Annotated in this window: 23 protein-coding genes; 13 read left to right on the top strand and 10 right to left on the bottom strand. The window is 60.5% G+C overall.

Annotation, left to right across the window (positions count from 1 at the left end; all coding sequences use genetic code 11):
- The first annotated feature begins 65 nt into the window (after nt 1-65).
- The 8 genes from AC5LXK_RS05735 to AC5LXK_RS05770 all read left to right on the top strand — a co-directional run bounded on the left by AC5LXK_RS05735 (nt 66) and on the right by AC5LXK_RS05770 (nt 8,664).
- The gene (locus AC5LXK_RS05735; protein WP_493390696.1) at nt 66-350 is read left to right on the top strand and encodes a phage holin family protein; all 285 of its coding nucleotides are present in this window, start codon (nt 66-68) and stop codon (nt 348-350) included.
- Nucleotides 351-352: 2 nt separating this feature from the next.
- Nucleotides 353-847 carry a glycoside hydrolase family 24 protein gene (locus tag AC5LXK_RS05740; protein WP_493390697.1) on the top strand — a complete coding sequence of 165 codons (495 nt, stop codon included), beginning with the start codon at nt 353-355 and terminating at the stop codon, nt 845-847.
- A complete protein-coding gene (locus AC5LXK_RS05745; protein ID WP_493390698.1) occupies nt 844-1,338 on the top strand; it encodes a DUF2514 family protein in 495 nt (164 codons plus the stop codon). Before AC5LXK_RS05740 ends, AC5LXK_RS05745 begins: the two co-directional genes overlap by 4 nt.
- 167 nt (nt 1,339-1,505) lie before the next feature.
- Nucleotides 1,506-2,297 (top strand): DNA adenine methylase, encoded by a 792-nt coding sequence (locus tag AC5LXK_RS05750; protein WP_493390699.1) that lies wholly within the window; start codon nt 1,506-1,508, stop codon nt 2,295-2,297.
- A gap of 273 nt (nt 2,298-2,570) precedes the next feature.
- Nucleotides 2,571-5,354 carry a type VI secretion system Vgr family protein gene (locus AC5LXK_RS05755; protein WP_493390700.1) on the top strand — a complete coding sequence of 928 codons (2,784 nt, stop codon included), beginning with the start codon at nt 2,571-2,573 and terminating at the stop codon, nt 5,352-5,354.
- A gap of 37 nt (nt 5,355-5,391) precedes the next feature.
- A complete protein-coding gene (locus tag AC5LXK_RS05760; RefSeq protein WP_493390701.1) occupies nt 5,392-7,323 on the top strand; it encodes an esterase/lipase family protein in 1,932 nt (643 codons plus the stop codon).
- Entirely contained in the window at nt 7,317-8,363 is a 1,047-nt protein-coding gene (locus tag AC5LXK_RS05765; protein WP_493390702.1) for a T6SS immunity protein Tli4 family protein, read from the top strand. The genes AC5LXK_RS05760 and AC5LXK_RS05765 overlap by 7 nt, the downstream gene beginning before the upstream one ends.
- A 13-nt stretch (nt 8,364-8,376) precedes the next feature.
- Nucleotides 8,377-8,664: a PAAR domain-containing protein gene (locus AC5LXK_RS05770; protein WP_493390703.1), complete on the top strand. Its 288-nt coding sequence runs from the start codon at nt 8,377-8,379 to the stop codon at nt 8,662-8,664.
- Between the two features lie 129 nt (nt 8,665-8,793).
- On the opposite strand, the gene AC5LXK_RS05775 is transcribed toward AC5LXK_RS05770, so the two are convergent.
- From AC5LXK_RS05775 to AC5LXK_RS05785, 3 genes are all read right to left on the bottom strand, one after another.
- Nucleotides 8,794-9,441: a hypothetical protein gene (locus AC5LXK_RS05775; RefSeq protein WP_493390704.1), complete on the bottom strand. Its 648-nt coding sequence runs from the start codon at nt 9,439-9,441 to the stop codon at nt 8,794-8,796.
- 170 nt (nt 9,442-9,611) lie between these two features.
- On the bottom strand, nt 9,612-10,364 hold the full coding sequence (locus AC5LXK_RS05780) for a DUF4393 domain-containing protein (RefSeq protein WP_493390705.1): 753 nt from the start codon (nt 10,362-10,364) through the stop codon (nt 9,612-9,614).
- A 229-nt stretch (nt 10,365-10,593) separates the two neighbouring features.
- Nucleotides 10,594-10,818, bottom strand: a complete 225-nt coding sequence (locus tag AC5LXK_RS05785; RefSeq protein WP_493390706.1) for a hypothetical protein — start codon at nt 10,816-10,818, stop codon at nt 10,594-10,596.
- 72 nt (nt 10,819-10,890) lie between these two features.
- On the opposite strand from AC5LXK_RS05785, the gene AC5LXK_RS05790 reads away from it, so the two are divergent.
- A complete protein-coding gene (locus tag AC5LXK_RS05790; protein WP_493390707.1) occupies nt 10,891-11,334 on the top strand; it encodes a GNAT family N-acetyltransferase in 444 nt (147 codons plus the stop codon).
- 110 nt (nt 11,335-11,444) lie between these two features.
- On the opposite strand, the gene AC5LXK_RS05795 is transcribed toward AC5LXK_RS05790, so the two are convergent.
- Entirely contained in the window at nt 11,445-11,993 is a 549-nt protein-coding gene (locus AC5LXK_RS05795; protein ID WP_493390708.1) for a GNAT family N-acetyltransferase, read from the bottom strand.
- A gap of 50 nt (nt 11,994-12,043) precedes the next feature.
- Nucleotides 12,044-12,667, bottom strand: coding sequence for a helix-turn-helix domain-containing protein (locus AC5LXK_RS05800; protein ID WP_493390709.1), 624 nt, complete (start codon nt 12,665-12,667; stop codon nt 12,044-12,046).
- Nucleotides 12,668-12,814: 147 nt separating this feature from the next.
- On the opposite strand from AC5LXK_RS05800, the gene AC5LXK_RS05805 reads away from it, so the two are divergent.
- Nucleotides 12,815-13,051 carry a ParD-like family protein gene (locus tag AC5LXK_RS05805; RefSeq protein WP_493390710.1) on the top strand — a complete coding sequence of 79 codons (237 nt, stop codon included), beginning with the start codon at nt 12,815-12,817 and terminating at the stop codon, nt 13,049-13,051.
- Nucleotides 13,051-13,857, top strand: coding sequence for a type I methionyl aminopeptidase (gene map, locus AC5LXK_RS05810; protein WP_493390711.1), 807 nt, complete (start codon nt 13,051-13,053; stop codon nt 13,855-13,857). Before AC5LXK_RS05805 ends, map begins: the two co-directional genes overlap by 1 nt.
- Before the next feature lie 102 nt (nt 13,858-13,959).
- Here map and AC5LXK_RS05815 read toward each other — a convergent pair whose 3' ends face one another.
- Together AC5LXK_RS05815 and AC5LXK_RS05820 are read right to left on the bottom strand one after the other, a co-directional pair.
- Nucleotides 13,960-14,463: a GAF domain-containing protein gene (locus AC5LXK_RS05815; protein ID WP_493390712.1), complete on the bottom strand. Its 504-nt coding sequence runs from the start codon at nt 14,461-14,463 to the stop codon at nt 13,960-13,962.
- A gap of 103 nt (nt 14,464-14,566) precedes the next feature.
- Complete coding sequence (locus AC5LXK_RS05820) at nt 14,567-15,484, bottom strand: LysR family transcriptional regulator (protein WP_493390713.1); 918 nt, start codon at nt 15,482-15,484, stop codon at nt 14,567-14,569.
- A 111-nt stretch (nt 15,485-15,595) separates the two neighbouring features.
- Here AC5LXK_RS05820 and AC5LXK_RS05825 point away from each other — a divergent pair, with 111 nt between their 5' ends.
- Together AC5LXK_RS05825 and AC5LXK_RS05830 are read left to right on the top strand one after the other, a co-directional pair.
- Nucleotides 15,596-16,462: a pirin family protein gene (locus AC5LXK_RS05825; protein ID WP_493390714.1), complete on the top strand. Its 867-nt coding sequence runs from the start codon at nt 15,596-15,598 to the stop codon at nt 16,460-16,462.
- Between the two features lie 150 nt (nt 16,463-16,612).
- Nucleotides 16,613-17,104, top strand: coding sequence for a GNAT family N-acetyltransferase (locus AC5LXK_RS05830; protein ID WP_493390715.1), 492 nt, complete (start codon nt 16,613-16,615; stop codon nt 17,102-17,104).
- Between the two features lie 22 nt (nt 17,105-17,126).
- Here AC5LXK_RS05830 and AC5LXK_RS05835 read toward each other — a convergent pair whose 3' ends face one another.
- Genes AC5LXK_RS05835 through AC5LXK_RS05845 form a run of 3 tightly spaced genes read right to left on the bottom strand, consistent with a single transcriptional unit; the run spans nt 17,127 to nt 19,097 of the window.
- Nucleotides 17,127-17,996, bottom strand: coding sequence for a cytochrome c oxidase assembly protein (locus AC5LXK_RS05835; RefSeq protein ID WP_493390716.1), 870 nt, complete (start codon nt 17,994-17,996; stop codon nt 17,127-17,129).
- Nucleotides 17,997-18,006: 10 nt separating this feature from the next.
- Entirely contained in the window at nt 18,007-18,453 is a 447-nt protein-coding gene (locus AC5LXK_RS05840) for a copper chaperone PCu(A)C (protein ID WP_493390717.1), read from the bottom strand.
- A gap of 8 nt (nt 18,454-18,461) precedes the next feature.
- On the bottom strand, nt 18,462-19,097 hold the full coding sequence (locus AC5LXK_RS05845) for an SCO family protein (RefSeq protein ID WP_493390718.1): 636 nt from the start codon (nt 19,095-19,097) through the stop codon (nt 18,462-18,464).
- Nucleotides 19,098-19,292: the final 195 nt, after the last annotated feature.

A 19,292-nucleotide genomic window follows, 5' to 3' on the forward strand; every position in this document is an offset into this window, starting at 1 on the left:
TGTATGTGCAGGCCGCTCACGGGCAACCGGAGCGGCCTTTCTTTTTATCGGGCTAAGGGGAACCGATGCAAGACCACGAAAAGACGATTCTGGAGCTGATCATCATGGGCGGTTTGATTGGCATCGCGAAGGTATTGGTAGGCGGGGAGCAACTGACGTTTCGGCTCGTTGCCGGCCGCGCCGTGTTGGGGTCGGCCACGTCAATGGTGGCCGGGCTTGCGCTGTTGCAGATCCCGGATCTCCCGCCGATCGCACTGCTCGGCCTTGGGAGCGCACTCGGCATTGTCGGGTCGCAGTACCTCGAAGTGCTGCTGCGGCGGCATGCGAAGCAACTGTTTGGGGAGAAGTGAAGATGGCACGAATGAGTGTTGCAGGTGCGGGCGGAAAGAACCGTGTGGCGTTTCTCGATGCCATTGCGGTCAGCGAGATTGGATCGCCGCTGCTGGCGAAGACGGACGACGGATACAACGTTCTGGTGGGATCGACGGCATCGCGGCCGTTGCTGTTCGCGAGCTATGCGGCGCATCCGAACGTCCTCAACCGACAGATCCGCGTGCCGTCGACGGCGGCCGGTCGTTACCAGATCCTCACGCGGTGGTGGCGGATCTATCAGGCGCAGATGCAACTGCCCGACTTCGGGCCAGTGTCGCAGGATCGGTATGCGCTGCAGCAGCTCCGCGAACATGGTGCGTTGCCGTTGATCGATGCCGGGCGGTTTCGAGAAGCGATCGCGAAGGTGTCGAACGTGTGGGCCAGTCTGCCGGGGGCTGGGTACGGCCAGCATGAGAACGACATCGAGAAATTGCTGGCGGCGTATCGCGCGGCCGGTGGGGAGGTGGTCGCATGACATGGATCGATCCGCGTATCTGGCTGGTCGTCGTCGCAGGCGTCATTGCCGGCTCGGCCTGCGGGTACTTCAAGGGGCATCGTGACGCCGACCAGTCCGCGAAGGTCGCGGATCAGGCGAGGCAGATCGACGACCTGGCGAACGAGCGTAACGAGTTTCGCCGCCGACTGGCGGCACAACAGGAGATCGCAACCGATGCTGCGAAAGAACGTGATCAAGCGGTGGCTGATGCCGCTGCTGCTGATGGGGCTGTTAACGGGCTGCGCAAGCAGGTCGCCGCGCTCGTTGCCGACGTCCGGCATGCCGGCGCTACCGCCGGAAGCGCGACAGCCGGCGACACCCTCGATCTGCTTGCCGACGTGTTCAGCCGGGCTGACGAGCGCGCGGGAGAGCTGGCGAAGATCGCTGACGAGCGCGGCATCGCCGGCCGGCAGTGTGAGCGCAGTTACGACGCGTTGACGAGCGACGCGCAAACCAACTTGCCGCGATAGCGCGGCAATCGAGGCCGAGCGGTCTCGAAAGAAACAGGGCGACCGGCGGGATGTTCGAGCATCTTGCCGACCGCCTTTCCACTGTCTGAGCCAGTGAATCAGCCAAGGCCCTGCTTACCTACGTAGGCGGGCCGGATTCTACACCAAGTTTAAAATCGGCTTTCACAATGGCAAATCCCATCATTCCTTGGATCGGCGGTAAGCGCCGTCTCGCAGATCACCTTATCCCGCGTTTCCCGGCACACGACTGCTACGTCGAAGTGTTCGCGGGTGGTGCTGCCCTGTACTTCATGCGGCCGCCGGCAAAGGTCGAGGTGATCAACGACGTCAACGGCGAGCTGATCAACCTATATCGCGTTGTGCAGCATCACCTGGAGGAGTTCGTGCGCCAGTTCAAATGGGCGCTGACCAGCCGGCAGGTGTTCGAGTGGCTGAAGCACACGATCCCGGAAACCCTCACCGATATACAGCGTGCAGCCCGGTTCTACTACCTGCAGAAAAGTTGCTTTGGGGCGAAGTTGGAGGGGCAGACGTTCGGGACGCGGACAGAGCATCCGCCCGGCCTGAATCTGTTGCGGCTTGAGGAGGAGTTATCTGCGGCGCATCTGCGGCTTGCGAATGCGTACATCGAGCGTCTGGATTGGGCCGCGTGCATCGACAGGTACGATCGGCCGCATACGTTGTTCTACCTCGACCCGCCGTATTACGAAACCGAAGGTTACGGAGTCCCGTTTCCGTTCGCGGAGTACGAGAAGATGGCCGATCGGCTGCGCTCGCTCAAGGGCCGCGCAATCGTCAGTCTGAACGACCATCCGGACATTCGGAAGGTATTCGCTGGGTTTCACATCGAGACCGTGCCGATCCTGTACACGGTGGGCGGCGGTGGCCGGGCCGCTGAACGGAACGAACTGATCGTTTTCAGTTGGGATGACGCGGCGCAGCCCGTTGGACTTTTCTGATTCGATGAGAAAATGACCTGCCGCCGAGAGGAGCGGCAGGCCGAATTACTGCTTGGGCCGTGTACTGCGTCCGGAGGGATCAGACGTAATAAATCCCTCCAGCGTGAAAGATACGGCAACGTGCCTACGCCAGCATGTCAACTTTGGTTAAATGCATGCGACTCGGCGCGCCGAATTTGGCTAAAATCGCGCGAGCGATATACGTCGCACTGGCTGGCCGTCCTTTCGTATTCCTTTCTTGACGGTCGAACCTGAGAGACAAGGATAACGAAAATGATACTCGGACCATCTGCACTCGGGGATTTGAAATTTCGCGAGCTGTATGAGTCGATGCGTCAAGGTTTGATGCAGAGCAATCGACTACTGATGTTGGACACGCCACTCGGTAAAAACGCGCTGACTCCGTTACGGGCGCGTGGATCAGCCACTATCGGCCGCAATTACACTTATACGGTGGACGTTGCGTCACTGCGTGACGATACGGCGTTGCTTTCGTTGATGCATCAGCCGGTGACGCTATGGATGCAGCAGACGACTGCGCCATTTTCGGACTCGATCTATCGCCCGGTCCACGGCTTCGTCCACAAGGTTGGCTTTCTGGGAAGCGATGGGGGGCTGTCGACGTACCAGCTCGAATTTTCGTCCGTGCTCGTCTATCTCGATAAAACGCATAACGAGGAAGGGTGGATTGACAAAGATGCGCGCGAAATCGTTTCCGACATATTCGATCGATACCCTCAGTTGCGGGGCCAGTATCGGTTCGTGCTATCTCGGTCCGATGTAAAAAAGCGCTCATGGTGTCGCCAGAGCGAATCCGATCTGCATTTTGTCAATCGGCTCGCTGAAGACGAGGGCTGGTATTTCTACTGGGTACACGAAAAGACAAGCGACGGTGAAGTACCGAAGACGACTCTTGTCATCATAGATCAGGTGTCGTCGTTGCCTGACGCGAAGTCGGTTGAATACTACCGGGGTAACAGCAGCGGCGAAACAGACGGTTTTGTGCATTGGGCTGCGATGCAGACTATGCAGAGCCTGCGCTACGTTTCACGATCTTTCGACTACAAGCGTCCGTCGTCCGCTTTCGAGGCAGTTGGTGCCCTAGAGTCGACGACTTATGAGACTGAAGAGCGGCGACAGAGGGCCGAGCATAGTATTCCGGGTGTGCCAATGACCGTTTACGAATCGCTGGCCTACGGATATCCGGACTCCGACAGTGGTGGCACCCGAGCAAACCGCCGAGTACAGGCATGGGACGCACGCGCACGGCGCTATTTTGGCGTCGGCGGGGTCCGCTGGATTGACGTCGGATCGCGGTTCGTGCTGAACAACCATCCGCGACATCAAGGGAGCGACGAACAACAGCGCGAATTCTTGGTTGTCAGTGCTCGTTGGTTCATTGAGAACAATGTGCCGATCGGTCGACAGATGACTGAATTTCCGCACAGTCTTCGTGCGACACTGGCCGAGCAACAAGCAATTCATCATGAGCGGTTCGCGACGCCGGCGCATGCGGCCGACGGCACCGAAGGATTCTTCGTGCTTGAGGTCGAGGCGCAGTCGGTGGCGGTTGAGTATCGCAGCCCGTTTGATCACCACAAGCCGCTCATGTCGATTGAGCATGCTCTTGTGGTTACTCCGCAGGGCGAGGAGGCGTGGACGAACGAGCGCAACCAGGTGCAGGTTCATTTTGCGTGGGATCGGAAGAATCCGGCTGGTTCATTCAACTCTTCGCCGTTGCTGTCGTCCCTTCAATCGGATACGGGTAATGGCTACGGGGCCGTGCATGTGCCGAGGGCGGGAGAATGGGTCGTCATCGGTTATTGGAATGGCGATTGCGATAAGCCGTTCGTCTTAGGGCGCATCAACGGGGGAACGACTCCTTCGGAGTGGCACTCGAACGCGCTCCTGTCCGGCTTCAAGTCCAATGGGTTTAGCGCGACAGGCGCATACAACGCGTTCGTGCATGACGACGCGACGAACCAAGGCGGCACGCGTCTGATTAGCTATACCGGAAAGAGCTACGCGGCGCTCACACAGGGCTATCTGGTTCAACAGAATCAAAACACGCGTGGCCGATATCTCGGATCGGGTTTCACGCTTCATGCCGACGACTACGGTGCGGTTCGAGCAAGCAAGGGGCTATCGATTAGTACGCACTCGAAAGCGTATGACGACGAGCAGATGAGCACGGAAGAGGCCCGGACGCAACTGCAGAAAGCGGGGATGTTGGTCGAATCCCTGTCGAGCGCGAGCACAACGGCGCAAGCTGACTCGCTGCAAACAGGGCAGGACGCGCTTAAGGCACTGGCCGTAGATATCAAACACCCGATCTCAGGTGACACGTCAGGCGGGGTGACGGCTGGCGGTGGCACTGGCAGTGCCAATGGCTTCGCGCAGCCGAACATTCTGATCGCTACGCCGAAAGACGTTGCGCTAGTCGCAGATCGCTCGGCCCACATTGTTGCGGAGGGGGAAGTGAACTTCGTCAGCAACGAGAACACGAACGTTGCGACCGGCAAGTCGCTGGTTGTGGCGGCTGCGGAAAAGGTCAGCTTCTTTGCTCAGAAGCTCGGTGCGTTCTTTGTCACGGCGAAAGGTCCGATCAAACTGTCGGCCAATACGGATGACGTGAACGTCAATGCGGGCAAAGATGTGAATGTGAAGGCCAAGCGCATCGTGCTCGATGCCGACGAGATTATCATCAAGGCAGGCGGTTCATACACTAGGTGGGTAGCTGCGGGGATTGAGGACGGTACGCAAGGACCGCGGACGATCAAGTCGGCTTCGTTGAGTCGTCAGGGACCGAGTTCGATTGCGCAGCATATGAACAGTCTGCCGCAGGCCAAGTTTAACGACCCGTATGTGCTTCGAGATAGCATCACTGGCGAGGTGTTGAAGAACCACCCGTATGAGTTGGTGCGAGGCGATGGCACGCGTTTGACAGGGATGACAAACGAGCTTGGACACGTTGCCGAGCAGAAGAGTGATGATGTTGAGTCGCTGATGCTGCATGCGTTGCGGCGAACACCGGGCGCTGGCGGCGCTTCGGAATAAGTTCGTCTACTCGATCCAAACTTACTTTGCGAATGCTATGGGCACCAATCCGACAGGTAATCCAAACGTAGTTTCTCCGTTCAATGAAGATTTTGATCAGGAAACGGTGCAGCTCATGGGCCGCACTGCCCCTGACGGCTCGTCTTTCGGAAGTTTCACCTTGACGCCGGCTAGCGACACACGGAAAAAGGAACTTTTGTGTGACGTGAGGCCGATTATTCCGGTGATTTTTATTCCCGGTGTGATGGGTACGCTATTGGTTAACGAGAAATCCGGCGATGAGATGTTTTTCGCGCCGAATGCTGATACCGCAAGTGGAAAGGCAGCAGCGTTACCGTGGCTGGTCAGTGCTTATCACCAGAATGCAACCGAGCGCCAAACGAAATTCAATCCGTTGGAGGCGAAAGTCACAACGCTTGGACCCATCGACGTTGGTGATGGAAAGACAATCAGTGAAGATGAAGCACGGCGACGAGGTTGGGGGTCTGTACATCGATCAAGCTATCACCCCTTCATGTTATGGCTTGAACAAACGTTGAATTCGGCGATGATTCTGGGAAAGATCCGAGGACCGTGGATTGACCCTGATCCAACCGGTGAGACTTGGGCGCTTCACCCATTGCTCGGAACCGATCCGAAACTATATGGTGGTTTTGGCACAGGGGGTGCGATTACTCCGAATTCGGTGGAATTCAAGAATTTTATAAAATTCCGATATCGAGTATATGCGATTGGATATAATTGGCTTCAATCCAATGCTGATTCTGCGAAGCAGGTAATAGAGGGATCGGATTATACTAATCCGAAGTTCAAGAAAAAAACACATTTAATGGGGATTAAAGAAATCATCGCCGAGAATCATAGCGGTAAGGCGATTATCGTAACGCATTCGATGGGCGGGCTCGTGGCACGCATGGCAATCGCGATGCACGGCGCGGCGGATTTGATGCATGGGGTGTTTCATGGGGTCCAGCCAGCGACCGGGGCTCCCTTGGCGGCAAAGCGATTCCGGGCTGGAGCTGAATCCGAGGGGCCGTCGACATTTCCCGGCCAAGATGGCTATGTGAATGCTGCGTTGATGGGTCGGGATGAAAATGAGTTCGTGGCAGTGACTATAAATGCACCGGGGCCGCTAGAACTTTTGCCAATGCCCGATTACAACGATGGAAAGCCATGGTGGATATTTGCCAGAATTAATGGTGATCCGGTTCTTCAGTTGCCAAAAGATGGCGATACATTTAACGATATTTTTGCAAATCCGAAGTGGTATGGTTTGCTGCCGGACTCTTCAATGGTCGATCCTGCTGGTATTGTGAAGGCTCGTCTCGATAGAGATAAGGTCAAGAAAACTGTCTCTGAGAATTTTATCGATACTCTGCAAAATACAGTGGATAAGCAGAGGCAAATAAAAAATATATATCATCCGAAAACCTACGCGGCTTATGCGGACGGATCGCTTGCTAAGAAAGCGCAAAGCGGTGCGTCGGATAAGAGCGGGAGCAAGCCGCTAGTAGAGAAGGGTGAGGAGCTTGGGAAGTTGCTAACGTGGGGCACGGCCGTGTGGACCGGCAACATACCGGCGGGAGTTACGGACGAGGAACTCCGTGCCGCAAAGCCCTTGTCTGACTCACGCAAGGGGGAGTTGCGTGTCTACTTGGAGTCGCGCAAGTTAACCATCGACTTTCAAGTTCAGAAGACTGCGTCGTTACCGGCCGGATCTGTGGAGAATTTGGAGGCGAGCCGAAACGGTATCATTCCGGGTGATGGGACGGTGCCAGTATGGTCAGCTCGTGCGCAGGCCCGTGGATTGAAGCCAGGTGTAACCGGTGGTCCGGCAAACGGAGTGCAAATGGCGTTTGAGCAGGGCGGATACAAGCATCAACTTAGCTACGTCCATCCATGGACGCGGTGGGCAGTCCTTTATAGTGTTGTCCAGATCGTGCGGGATGTGCCGGAGCCGACATGCTAAAGCGTATCGTAACCAGTTTATTATTCGTCGCAGGCCTGTGTGCTTGCTCAATTGCATTTTCTGGAGAGTCAGCAATGGCTAATCCCTTGCTTTCTAAGTCACGCCCATGGTGCATTGGCCGCTTCGTGTTTGACCGTCCCGTGTCGAGTGAAATTTCAAATCAAGGTTATGAGTTCAGAGGCGAAAAACTGGAAACTCAGTACCATGCCTCAATTTCTGATTTTCAAAGTAAAACTCAAGCCTTGGAGAAAATGTTGCGCACTAAGAAGCGTACAAATCCTTCGACAGGAGTGGAGGTCGATCACGCATGGCTTGAGAAAGAATTTTCTCCAACGAAAAATTCAAGGGTTTTTGTTTTTCAGAGTGGAGTTGCGAAATATGTAAAACTCCCGTTTAAGGAGGAGAGTTACGTATACGATGGAAATACCCTTTTTCATTTGGTGGGTGGGATTGGCTCGGAAGCGATTGGTCAGGTTGAGGAAATTTATAACGATACGATTCGTCGAATAAAGGCGAGGGATAATTGGTCTGTGCCAGTCGAGTCGGGCTTCTGTTTCGATGGGGGTATCGTTACCGGTTCATCAAATTACACTGAAGAGGTAAGCCAGTCGTTTGCATTGATGCCGGAGCGTCGGCCTGCGTTGCTGTTGATTCAAATGCGCGATTCGGTCAGCCAGGACCGCGATCCTGCTGCTTCCCTTTTAAAGACCCTGCCTGATTTGCGAGCGAAAATGGATGCGGTTGGTGGGCATTACCGCATTTTGCGCCAAGGGCACCGAAAAATTGCGGATATGGACGCTGAGGAAGTGTTGTTTGAAATTAAAGACGGCAGCGTTACTGAATACCGTTTCTCCCTGCTGGCGCCGGGTGATCCGGCTACGCTAGCGAAGCCCCATACGTCGATTCAGATGATCCTTGGAGATATCAGCAGTCAAGATGTGCCGCCTGAAGAGAGAACATCGCCCGTTGACGAGGCGGGGGCATTGCAGGCGTGGGACACACTGCTGAATAGCTTGAGGCTGCGGCCGGGTGCGGTCTAATGGGGGTGGGGCGATGAGGCGGTATGACATCGTGAAGGGCGATACGACGACAGTCGGGGGCGTTGTGCAGGCTGGGGATAGCACTGACCGGATCGGGGAGCGTGAGCAGGCGTACGAACACGATCCGGTATGGTGTCCAGTCTGCAAGACAATCGGCAAGATTCAGTGCGACGGCTCCCGAATTTCTACTACGGGACCCGACGGCCGGCAGGCGGCGTTGAGCGATGACCTTTGTATTTGTCTGTGCCCTGCACCACCTAAACTGGTGGCGTCGCAGTCAACCTCGTTTGTTGACGTCTAGAGTGCAATGCCGGAGTTACAAAGCACAAAGCCCGCTACGAGCGGGCTTTTTTGCGTGCTACGGATTTGCTACAGCAACGGGCGGTAGCCTTGCTGGACAAGCCTTGCGCTTATCATTCCATCCCCTGAACTATGCGGTGGATGGGACTTTCATGCGCAGCGTTTCCTCTACCTCATAGGCGATCTGCCTGATACTCGCGAGCACAGGGTTGCCCATCGCGTGCGCAGTTCCAGGGCCTGTACTGAAGAAAATCAGCAGCGAGTTCTCGCGCGTAAGCCGCCTATACGCCTCGTCGATCGTAGGGTCGATGTGTGCGCCACCATCTTGGTTGGACACGGCAAGGACCAGATCCCGGCGGCAGAACTTGTTTCCGCGTTGATCCTTGATAACAGAGATCGACCACCAATCAGAAAATACTCTCTTGGATGGCCGTATACTACCAACTCGTGAGGCTAGGAGCGGGATGTATTTTGCTCCGGACATTGAATCGAAGCGAACCGAGGTCAGTGCGAAATCAGAAGCTCCATTTTCCGGCCTTAAGCGGTGGGCCGTATTGATGAAATACCCATTCCTCAACCCGAGCTGCTCGAGCAGGGCATGCGATTGCTTTGTGTTGTGTAGCAGGACTCTGAGGCGAACCGCTATGTTTTTGGCTTCGATCTCGTCGCCCAAGTCGAAGTTCTTGCACCCGAGTTTCAACAATTCGATTTGTTCGGAAAGGGCTGCCAACAGGTCGTCTTTGCTGCGAGCACTTTTCTTTTTTCCGTCTGTTGTCATGTGCTTTCCAATCGTTAGCGTTCGTCTGTCGGCGTCATCTGGTCGATTTCTCTTGTTTCAAGGTGCTGCTGCAGCATCCGGCTCTGCAAGTTGCAGGGCCGATGTCCAGAAGCACGAAAGCCTGTTGACGAGCCGGCATTTTCAGATATCTGCGCAGGAAAATACTCCTGCTATTCATTTAAGCAAGCTCGATGAAACAATTCGCCGAGCCCGTTGAGGGTGATAAACCAGAAGTCAAAGCCAGCTTCTTTCGCACCTTTAAATTCGTCGCTCCACGGCTCGTTGGTATATGACACGATACCCAACGAGACTAGATGCTCGATGTACGTATATACCAATTCGGGTTGTGCCAGATCCTCGGGGCAAATCGCGATGGATTGCAGGCGTTGCTTATGTTCTGATGATAGACCTGACGCTTCAATCAATGCGGCGCGCTCGTCTTTGAGCAGCACGGCTGTACTCTGCTTAGGCGGGCGTAGATATGCCGATGGTCGGGTCTCCGCAATTTGCTGAATCAACACTGCTTCGTCTGGGGCAAGCTGGCTGACAATTTGCACAAAAGCGGGATGAGCCTCACCGACTCGCTCGCGGTCCATTGCCCTAGCTAATAGGTTAACGAACATGTTTCCGACGATACTTTTCTCGTCGTGAAATCTCAGTTGCTCTGCAATTGGTAATGCGAGGGATTCGACGGGGACTACTCTTCGATCTTCCGGTACGCGCTCAATCGACCTGCGGAGGTGCTGCGCCAGCCTATCCTGACACGCGGCAAGGTACTGGAGCGGGAAGAGCACTAGACGAAGCGTTTTGACTACATCCTCGCCAAACTTTCCCGTTTGCTTTAAGGCAGGTGATATCGCGTCGTCGTAACCTGCCTTGATAACTTCTGCTGGGATAGCCTTCAAGAGGTCCGAGTCGTCCATGTCTACATACCGGTTGCTGTTGTTCGTACTTGCATCCTACAGCGATCAAGGGCCATCGAGCAGCATGGCTTGCTCACGGTCGCTCTTCAAGCCGAGGGCGACCCCTCCCAACAGCATGCTGTCGTGGTTGGCCCAAGGAGTGGAGGGCGAGCGGCAGAGCGGTCAATGTGGATGGTCAATTGCAGCAACATATTGATTTTGTGAATAAAATGACGGCCTGCAAAGCCGTTTAGGCCGGTTCGACTCCGGCTCGCGCCTCCAGCAAGAAAAGAAAAGCCCCGCTTCGGCGGGGCTTTTCTTTTTTCTGCGCCGCTTTGCGGAGCAGGGCAGCCAGGTCGGCCGGCGGGCGCATGCGGTAGCATCGCGCGATGCCGGTGCTTTCGAAGCCTGCCGGACACATCGAGGTTATCGATGACGCATCATCATTTCCCATACTTCTGATGCTGTGCTGCATCGGCGGCTTCAAGCCGTGTCTATCCGCGATCCGCAATCGAAAGAGCGGACGAGCGTTACCAGGCGAATCTCAATGAATGCCCCGAAACTCGAAATGAGGGAAGCGCGGTTGTCTGACTGCGCTGCAATCGCGACGCTGCTGCATCAGTTGGGATATGAAACGACGCCCGCGCTGATTCACGAAAAACTGCACGCGTTGGCCGGCAGTCCATACGACCGGATTTATGTGGCGATTGCGGATGACGAGGTCGTCGGCAGTATCAGCCTGCACATCCTCCCGCTCTTTCATGCGAGCGGGAATCTCGGGCGCATCACGAGCATGGTCGTCGACGAGCGTTGCAGGGGAGGCGGGATCGGCGGTGCACTGATGGAGGCTGCGGAACGCTGGTTCGAGAATGGCGGATGCGTGAAGCTGGAAGTAACGAGTGGCGATCATCGTCCGGATGCCCATCGCTTTTATGCGCGCCATGGCTTCTCGCGGGACGGGCAGCGGCTTGCCAGGCGCATGCTGTCGTAGCGTACCGAATAAAAAAAGCCCGCTTCGAGCGGGCTTTCTTGCTTTTCGACGAACGAGGCTTGAACGACATGTCGGTCGTGTGGTGCTGCCTGGTTCGCGGTGACGCCTGATCAGCCATCCACCGGCTGCATCGGCGTCTCGAGCTTCAACTGATAGAACGCCGCATCGAGCCAGCGGCCGAACTTGAATCCTGCCTCCGCGATCGTGCCCGAGTGCACGAATCCCAGCTTCGCATGCAGCGCGATGCTCCCGGAATTGGTCGCGTCGATGCAGCCGACCAGCACGTGCACCTGCGCTTCGCGCGCGCGCCGGACCACTTCGCGCAGCAGCAGTTCACCGAGCCCGCGACCGCGCTGGTCACCGCGCACGTAGACGCTGTGTTCCACCGTGTACTTGAACGCGGGGAACGCACGGAACGTGCCCCAGCTCGCGAAGCCGAGCAGCATGCCCGATTCGTCGACGGCGCCGATGACCGGAAAGCCGCCCGCACGCTTCGTCGCGAACCACGCGACCATCGCTTCCGGCGGGCGCGGCCGGTAGTCGTACAGCGCGGTCGAGTTCGCGATCGCGTCGTTCAGGATCTCGAGGATGGCCGCTGCATGCTCGGCCTCGCTGCAGTCGATCAGGCGCACGTCGTCGCGCTGTTTCGGGGAATTCATACGGGCTCCTTCCTGTTGGATCTAAACCGGTTGCACACACGCCGTGCGCATCACGCTTTTCGCACGCCGGTGGCGGCAGATGCATCGCAAATCACGACGACATAGCGCGCGGGATGCGGCGACGGGTTGCTGAAGATCAGCGGCTGGTCGAGCCGCATGGCCAGACAGTCGCCTTCGTGAAGTTCGTGAAGCGCATCGCCGAACGTGACGTCGACGCGGCCGCTGATGACCCATACCTGCTGGTGCAGCGCGCTTTCGCGCCCGCCGCTGTCGTATGCGACACGCGCGCCGGGCGGGAAATCGACCTCGACGAGCTGGATCGGCGACGGCCAGCCGGCCGGGGAGAGATTGCGCCGCACGTAGCCTGACGCCGGGTCGCGCCATTCGGCCTGCTGCGCGCGCCGTGCGAGCGGCTGCGCGGGGGCATCGTTTCGGTCGCCGCCGAACAGCCCGGCCAGCGATATGCCGAGCCCGGCCGCGAGCTTGTCGAGCACGACGGCCGTCGGGCTGGCCGACGCGCGTTCGATGAGCGAGATCATCGAACGGCTGACGCCGGAGCGCGCGGCCAGCGCGTCGAGCGTGTAGCCTCGAACGGTGCGCAGGTCGCGCACGCGCCGGGCGATGCGCTCGTTGATGCCGGTGTCGTCGGCCGTGGTGATCGTGCTTTCTTTCATGATGGATTTATTTTCCAGCAAATTGGAATTCGATGTCAACGGCATTTGCTGCGGCCGGCGAAGAGGAGGCCGGAATCGGACGGCTTGCCCGGCACGCGTACGCAGCGTAATATACGAAACAGCTACGTTTCGTTTAATTGGGGATATATGGGTATCATCAAGATTTCCGAGCACATGCATGAACGGCTGCGCTCGACGAGCACGGCGCTGAGCCGTTCGATCAACGCGCAGGCCGAACACTGGCTGCGTGTCGGGATGCTGGCGGAACTCAACCCGGCGCTGTCTTACGGCGAGATCTGCAAGATGTTGATCGAGGCCGAAGCGCGGGGCGGCGACGTGGGGCCGGCTGAACCGGTCGTGCAGCACATCGAGCAGGTGGCGTAATGGCGAAGCGAGAAATTCCGATCCGCGGTGCCGCGGAAATCGCCAAGTCGCGCGAGGCCGCGAAGCTTGCATCGCAGGTGCTGACGATGATCACCGAGCACGTGAAGCCGGGTGTCACCACCGACGAGCTGGACGCACTCTGCCGCGAATACATCGTCGACGTACTCGGTGCGATCCCGGCGAACATCGGTTACCACGGCTATCCGAAGACGCTGTGCACGTCGGTCAACCACGTGGTTTGCCACGGCATTCCGACGTCGCGGCCGATGCGCGACGGCGATATCGTGAACCTCGACATCGCGGTGATCAAGGACGGCTGGTTCGGCGATACGAGCCGCATGTATTTCGTCGGCGAGCCGAACGAACTCGCGCGGCGGCTCGTCGCGGCGACCTACGAGGCGATGCACGCGGGCATCCGCGCGGTGCGTCCGGGCGCGACGCTGGGCGATGTGGGCTACGCGATCCAGCAGGTCGCGCATCGCGAAGGGTTCAGCGTGGTGCGCGAGTACTGCGGGCACGGCATCGGCGACGTCTATCACGACGAGCCGCAGGTGCTGCACTACGGCCGCCCGGGCACCGGCGTGCCGCTGCGACCGGGGATGATCTTCACGATCGAGCCGATGCTCAATGCGGGCAAACGCGACACGCGCGTGCTGGCCGACGGCTGGACGGTCGTCACGAAGGACCATTCGCTGTCCGCGCAATGGGAGCACATGGTCGTGGTGACGGAAACGGGCTTCGAGGTGCTGACCGAGGATGCGAAGCCGCAGGCGTTCGCCGCGCTTTCCGGCACGCACGCGGCCTGACGCCGGCAGTGCGCCACAGCGTTGCAATGGAACGGGCCCCTTTGCGGGGCCCGTTTCGTTTGCGGGCGCGCAGCATGCGGCTGCGCGACGCGCAATGGCCGCTTAACCGCGTGCCTTCTGCCACGCGTGTTCGATGAACACGCGGCACAGCGCTTCCATGCCCTTGCGGTCTTCGTCGTCGAAACGCGCGGCGACCGGGCTGTCGACGTCCCACACGCCGATCAGCGTGCCGTCGCCGGCCACCAGCGGCACGACGATTTCCGATTCCGACGCCGCGTCGCAGGCGATGTGGCCGGGGAAGTCGTGGACGTCGCGCACGACCTGCGTCTCGCGCGTCTGCGCGGCCGTGCCGCACACGCCCTTGCCGAGCGCGATGCGTACGCACGCGGGCTTGCCCTGGAACGGCCCGACCACGAGCTCGGTACCGTCGAAGAAGTAGAAGCCGGCCCAGTTCAGGCGATCGAGCGAGTGATAGACGAGTGCGGAGAAATTTGCCGCATTCGCGGTCAGGTCGGGTTCGGATTCGACGAGTGCGCGTGCCTGCTCGACGAGCGTCGCGTATTGATCGGCCTTGGAGGCGGAGGAGTCGTTGGACAGCGTGAACATGGCGGGAAAGCGATAGGGGTTGTGAAAAAGCGCACTGCGCGTACCGCAGTCTACGGCACGCGCGCGCGGTCTGCAGCGCCCGGTTGCGCGTGACGCGGCGCGCTCAGTCGGGTTCGAGTTCGGCAAACCGCTCCGCCAGGAAATCGAGCAGCGCGCGCACCGCAGGCAGCAGCCCGCGGCGCGACGCAAATACGGCGTGCACGATTTCGCGGCGCGGCGCCCAGTCCGGCAACACCGTGACCAGTTCACCGCGGGCGACTTCGTCGCGCACCATCATCGTCGGCAACTGCACGACGCCGACACCGGCGACGGCCGCCGCGCGCAGCGCGAGCATGCCGCCCGTCACGAAGCGCGGCTGGTGATGGATCTCCGCCTGGGCGCCGTCGGGCCCGCGCAGCCGCCACACGTGCGCGGACTGCGGCACGCCGTGATCGAGGCTCGGCAGGCGCGCGAGATCGGCGGGAACGGCCGGCGCGCCGTGCTCGTTCAGCAGCGCGGGGCTCGCGACGAGGCACTGGCCGCGCTCGGCGAGCACGCGCAGCGCGAGATCGCTGTCTTCGAGCGGCGGCGGGCGCACGCGGATCGCGACGTCGATCCCTTCGCCGACCACGTCGACGCGCCGGTTGGTCGCTTCCAGGTGGATCTCGACCCGCGGGCACGCGGCCATGAACGCGGCGATCATCGTGCCGACCAGCGAATCGAGCAGCACGATCGGGCAGCTGACACGCACGATGCCGCGCGGCTCCTCGTGCAGCAGCGCGATCGCCTCGTCGGCCGCATCGGCCTCGACGAGCATCGCGCGGCAATGCGCGTAGTACGTCTGGCCGACGTCGGTGACCGTGAAGCGGCGCGTCGAGCGCTGGATCAGCCGCATCCCGAGTCGAGCCTCGAGCAGCGCGATGCGGCGGCTCAGCTTCGATTTCGGCATGTCCAGCGCACGCCCGGCCGGCGCGAAGCCGCCGTGTTCGACGACCTGCACGAAGTAGTAGAGATCGTTCAGATCCCGCTCTTTATCGTTCATGAAATGGAACGCTGAGTGCGATTTTGGCAGTCTACCGGATCGATCGTTCCATCTCTATATTGCTACTCATGGATGCGAAACACGTGTTTCGCCGCAATATGGAGAAGGGCAATGAAGAAGATCCAGGGTGTGTACAGTGCGCCGCGCGGCCATTGGGTCGGCGACGGTTTCCCGGTGCGTTCGATGTTCAGCTATCAGTCTCACGGCACGCACCTGAGCCCGTTCCTGCTGCTCGATTACGCAGGCCCCGCGACGTTCGAGCCGGCCACCGCGCCGCGCGGTGTCGGCCAGCATCCGCACCGCGGGTTCGAAACGGTGACGATCGTCTATGACGGCGAAGTCGCGCACCGCGACTCGACCGGCGCGGGCGGCGTGATCGGCCCGGGCGACGTGCAGTGGATGACGGCCGCGAGCGGGATCCTGCACGAGGAATTTCACTCGGAAGGGTTCACGAAGCGGGGCGGAGCGCTCGAGATGGTGCAGCTGTGGGTGAACCTGCCCGCCGCGGACAAGATGGGCGCGCCCGGCTACCAGACGCTGCTGAACGCCGATATTCCGGTGGTCGAGCTGCCGGACGGCGCGGGGCGTGCGCGGATCATCGCCGGTGAGCTCGACGGGCGGCGCGGCCCGGCCCGCACGCACACGCCGATCGACGTGTGGGACGTGCGGCTCGTGGCAGGCGGCCATGCGCGATTCCCGGTTGCCGAAGGGCGTACGCTCGCGGTGGTCGTGCTGAGCGGCACCGTGCAGGTGAACGGCGAGACGGTGGCCCGCGAAGCGCAGTTCGTGCAGTTGGGTCGCGACGGCAGCGACGTCGAGATTGAAGCGAACGGCGACGCGAAGCTGCTGATCCTGAGCGGCGAGCCGATCGACGAACCGGTTGTCGGTTACGGCCCGTTCGTGATGAACTCGCAAGCGGAGATCCGTACCGCAGTCGAGGACTTCAACAGCGGCCGCTTCGGCCAGATGCCTGCATGACGCATGACGGCATGAAAGCATGACCAACAGGCCCCGCGCGATGCGGGGCCTTTTTTTCGCGCGCCGGCAGCCGGTCGCGCGCGAAGTGCGCTTCGAGGCATAATCGACGGTTGCCGCGCGCCGGCCGGCGCGCCCGAATCAGGACCGTACATGAACGCATCCGCATCCGCCGCATCCCCGAGCGCCGCCGATCTCGACTGGCGCTGGAAATCCTTCGACGCGCTGACGGCGCGCGAAGTCTATTCGATCCTCGAAGCACGCAGCGCCGTGTTCGTCGTCGAGCAGAACTGCGTGTATCGCGACATCGACGATGTGGACCAGACCGCGTGGCACCTGGCCGCGTTCGATCCGGCCGGCCGCCTGGCCGGCTATCTGCGCGTGTTGCTGCCCGACGCGCAGCACACCGACGTGCGTATCGGCCGGGTGCTGACGACCGCTGCATTCCGCGGCGCGGGCCTCGGCAACGGGCTGCTGTCGCGTGCGCTCGAACATATCCGTGCGCAGTGGCCGGATACGCCGGTGAGCCTGCATGCGCAGGCTCACTTGCAGCGTTTCTACGGGGCATTCGGCTTCACGCCGAGTTCGGACGTGCACGACGAGGACGGCATCCCGCACGTGTGGATGAGCAGCGCGCGCGCATGACGCGCGCCGCGCCGCGCGGCAGTCAGTGCGCGGTGCGTGCGACCGGTGCGTCGTCCACGCGCGGCGCGACCCGTTCGCTGATCAGGCGCCCGCGCGCGGACAGCCGCAGCCAGTGCCGCAGCGCGATCAGCGCGCCGATCACGCTCATCATCGAGCCGGGAATCCACAGCAGCAGGCCGCCGATCTGCTGATCGCGCAGCGGGCTCAGCCACGTGAACGCACGGCCGCAGATCGAGTAGATCGGATACAGCTCGTGCGGCGTGAAGAAGATCAGCGCACCGAGTGCGATCTGCGGCGGGATCGCCGCGACGACGATCAGGATCCGGCGGCCGGGCGACAGCCGCGCGGGCGGCGCGGGACGGGGATCGACGACGAGCCACCAGAACAGCAGCCCGTCGATCACCATGCTCCAGTTCATCACGCGATACAGACGCCAGTCGAGCATCGCGACGAAGTGGATCGGCGACAGCAGCCAGAAATAGATCAGCCCGACGAACAGCACGACCGCGACGACGGGATGGAATACCACGTCGAGCGTCGCGCGCACGGGCGCCCACGCGAGCGCCGGGCGCACGAAGCGCTGCCGCCAGCTGAACGGGATCCCCGCGCGGATCGCCGCGCCCGGATACGACAGCGCGATGAAGAACGGCCCGAGGTGGTGCAGCACGAGATGCTGCGCGCGGTGCATGAAGAATTCGTGCTCGAAGAAATAGTCGAGCCGCGTATGTAGCGCGATGTAGAGCGCCGTCAGCCCGAACCAGAACGAGAACTGCCGCAGCGGCGACACCTTCGCCTTCTTCACGCCGCGCGCGAACAGCACGGCGGCGGTCAGCACCGCGATGACGACTGTCGGCGACGGTTCCCACGGATCGAGCCAGTACAGGAGGTTCATCGCGCGCGGATCACTTCGTCTGGGCCGGCGACTTCACGGCGAACGGTGCGTCGACCGTCTCACCGTCGGAGAATTTCAGGCGCAGGTGCACGGTGTCGCCCGGCTTGATCGCGTGTTTCGGCTCCTCGAGCATGAAGTGATAGCCGCCCGGTGCGATGTCGACCTTGCCGCGTGCGGGGATCGTCAGCTTGTCGACCATTTCCATCTTCTGCGTCGAGCCGTTCGAGACGGTCTGGTGCAGCATCGCCATCCCGTAGTCGGGGCTGTCGACGTCGACGAGATCGACCGGCTTGTCGCCGGTGTTCACGAGCGTCACGTAGCCGCCCGCGGGCAGCTTGTTCGGCAGCCAGCGCACCCACGCGTTCTGCGCGGTGATCGCGCTGGCGGCGTAGGCGTGAGCGCCGGCGCACAGCGCGGCGAGGAGGGCAAGCGTCTTGAGGGTTGTCTTCGTGTTCATGTCGGAATTCAGGTCGTGGAAGCGGTGTCGATGATCCGGCGCACATCGGCGGCGATGGCGTCGGGCGAATCGCGATCGGTCGCGAGCAGGCGCGCGCGGCCGGTTGCGTCGAAGATGTAGACGGCGGAGCTGTGCGTGACTTCGTAGCCGCCGGACGGATCGCGTTTTTCCATCTGGTACGCGACGCGATAGCGTTTCGCGAGCGATTCGATCTGGCCGTCGGTGCCGGTCAGGCCGCGCGCATGCGCGGCGTCGAACGCGGCGACGTACGACTGCATCGCCTGCGGCGTGTCGCGCGCGGGATCGACCGAAACGAACAGGATGCGCACGTCATTGGCCTTCGGGCCAAGCTTGCCAAGCACCTCCATCAGCCGCGCCATCGTTTCGGGGCAGACGTCGGGGCAATGCGTGTAACCGAAATAGACGAGCGCGACGCGGCCATGGAACGCATCAGCGTCGACGGGGTGGCCGTCGCCGCCCGTCAGCGTGAACGACAGGTCGGGCAGGTGGCCGGTGACGTTGGTCAGGTTCCAGCGCGGCTCGTCGTGCGAGCAGGCGGCGAGCGCCACGGCGGCGGCAAGGGCCGCGGCCGTGCGGATGAGACGGGAGAAGCGCCGGTGCGGCGCGGGACGGGCAGACGACATCCTGGGGCTCGATCGGACGAAAGGGTGACCGGCCGGCGCGATGCCATGCGTCGCGCGGCAGGCGGTTGCGACTGTAGCGCAATTCGCGCGCTCGCGTCCTTTCGAAACCCGTACGGGGCGGGCGAGCGGGGCAATATGTCGCAGTTGACGCGACGAGCCGCGTGCGGCTGGCGATATGCCGGTTTCGCCCATCTC

The organism is Burkholderia pulmonis (genome assembly GCF_984667975.1).

What these genes read in the sequence shown, in the direction of transcription:
- AC5LXK_RS05735 (WP_493390696.1), top strand. Translation starts at nt 66, where the DNA reads ATGCAAGACCACGAAAAGACGATTCTGGAGCTGATCATCATGGGCGGT.
- AC5LXK_RS05740 (WP_493390697.1), top strand. Translation starts at nt 353, where the DNA reads ATGGCACGAATGAGTGTTGCAGGTGCGGGCGGAAAGAACCGTGTGGCG.
- AC5LXK_RS05745 (WP_493390698.1), top strand. Translation starts at nt 844, where the DNA reads ATGACATGGATCGATCCGCGTATCTGGCTGGTCGTCGTCGCAGGCGTC.
- AC5LXK_RS05750 (WP_493390699.1), top strand. Translation starts at nt 1,506, where the DNA reads ATGGCAAATCCCATCATTCCTTGGATCGGCGGTAAGCGCCGTCTCGCA.
- AC5LXK_RS05755 (WP_493390700.1), top strand. Translation starts at nt 2,571, where the DNA reads ATGATACTCGGACCATCTGCACTCGGGGATTTGAAATTTCGCGAGCTG.
- AC5LXK_RS05760 (WP_493390701.1), top strand. Translation starts at nt 5,392, where the DNA reads ATGGGCACCAATCCGACAGGTAATCCAAACGTAGTTTCTCCGTTCAAT.
- AC5LXK_RS05765 (WP_493390702.1), top strand. Translation starts at nt 7,317, where the DNA reads ATGCTAAAGCGTATCGTAACCAGTTTATTATTCGTCGCAGGCCTGTGT.
- AC5LXK_RS05770 (WP_493390703.1), top strand. Translation starts at nt 8,377, where the DNA reads ATGAGGCGGTATGACATCGTGAAGGGCGATACGACGACAGTCGGGGGC.
- AC5LXK_RS05775 (WP_493390704.1), bottom strand. Translation starts at nt 9,441, where the DNA reads ATGACAACAGACGGAAAAAAGAAAAGTGCTCGCAGCAAAGACGACCTG.
- AC5LXK_RS05780 (WP_493390705.1), bottom strand. Translation starts at nt 10,364, where the DNA reads ATGGACGACTCGGACCTCTTGAAGGCTATCCCAGCAGAAGTTATCAAG.
- AC5LXK_RS05785 (WP_493390706.1), bottom strand. Translation starts at nt 10,818, where the DNA reads ATGCAGCACAGCATCAGAAGTATGGGAAATGATGATGCGTCATCGATA.
- AC5LXK_RS05790 (WP_493390707.1), top strand. Translation starts at nt 10,891, where the DNA reads ATGAATGCCCCGAAACTCGAAATGAGGGAAGCGCGGTTGTCTGACTGC.
- AC5LXK_RS05795 (WP_493390708.1), bottom strand. Translation starts at nt 11,993, where the DNA reads ATGAATTCCCCGAAACAGCGCGACGACGTGCGCCTGATCGACTGCAGC.
- AC5LXK_RS05800 (WP_493390709.1), bottom strand. Translation starts at nt 12,667, where the DNA reads ATGAAAGAAAGCACGATCACCACGGCCGACGACACCGGCATCAACGAG.
- AC5LXK_RS05805 (WP_493390710.1), top strand. Translation starts at nt 12,815, where the DNA reads ATGGGTATCATCAAGATTTCCGAGCACATGCATGAACGGCTGCGCTCG.
- map (WP_493390711.1), top strand. Translation starts at nt 13,051, where the DNA reads ATGGCGAAGCGAGAAATTCCGATCCGCGGTGCCGCGGAAATCGCCAAG.
- AC5LXK_RS05815 (WP_493390712.1), bottom strand. Translation starts at nt 14,463, where the DNA reads ATGTTCACGCTGTCCAACGACTCCTCCGCCTCCAAGGCCGATCAATAC.
- AC5LXK_RS05820 (WP_493390713.1), bottom strand. Translation starts at nt 15,484, where the DNA reads ATGAACGATAAAGAGCGGGATCTGAACGATCTCTACTACTTCGTGCAG.
- AC5LXK_RS05825 (WP_493390714.1), top strand. Translation starts at nt 15,596, where the DNA reads ATGAAGAAGATCCAGGGTGTGTACAGTGCGCCGCGCGGCCATTGGGTC.
- AC5LXK_RS05830 (WP_493390715.1), top strand. Translation starts at nt 16,613, where the DNA reads ATGAACGCATCCGCATCCGCCGCATCCCCGAGCGCCGCCGATCTCGAC.
- AC5LXK_RS05835 (WP_493390716.1), bottom strand. Translation starts at nt 17,996, where the DNA reads ATGAACCTCCTGTACTGGCTCGATCCGTGGGAACCGTCGCCGACAGTC.
- AC5LXK_RS05840 (WP_493390717.1), bottom strand. Translation starts at nt 18,453, where the DNA reads ATGAACACGAAGACAACCCTCAAGACGCTTGCCCTCCTCGCCGCGCTG.
- AC5LXK_RS05845 (WP_493390718.1), bottom strand. Translation starts at nt 19,097, where the DNA reads ATGTCGTCTGCCCGTCCCGCGCCGCACCGGCGCTTCTCCCGTCTCATC.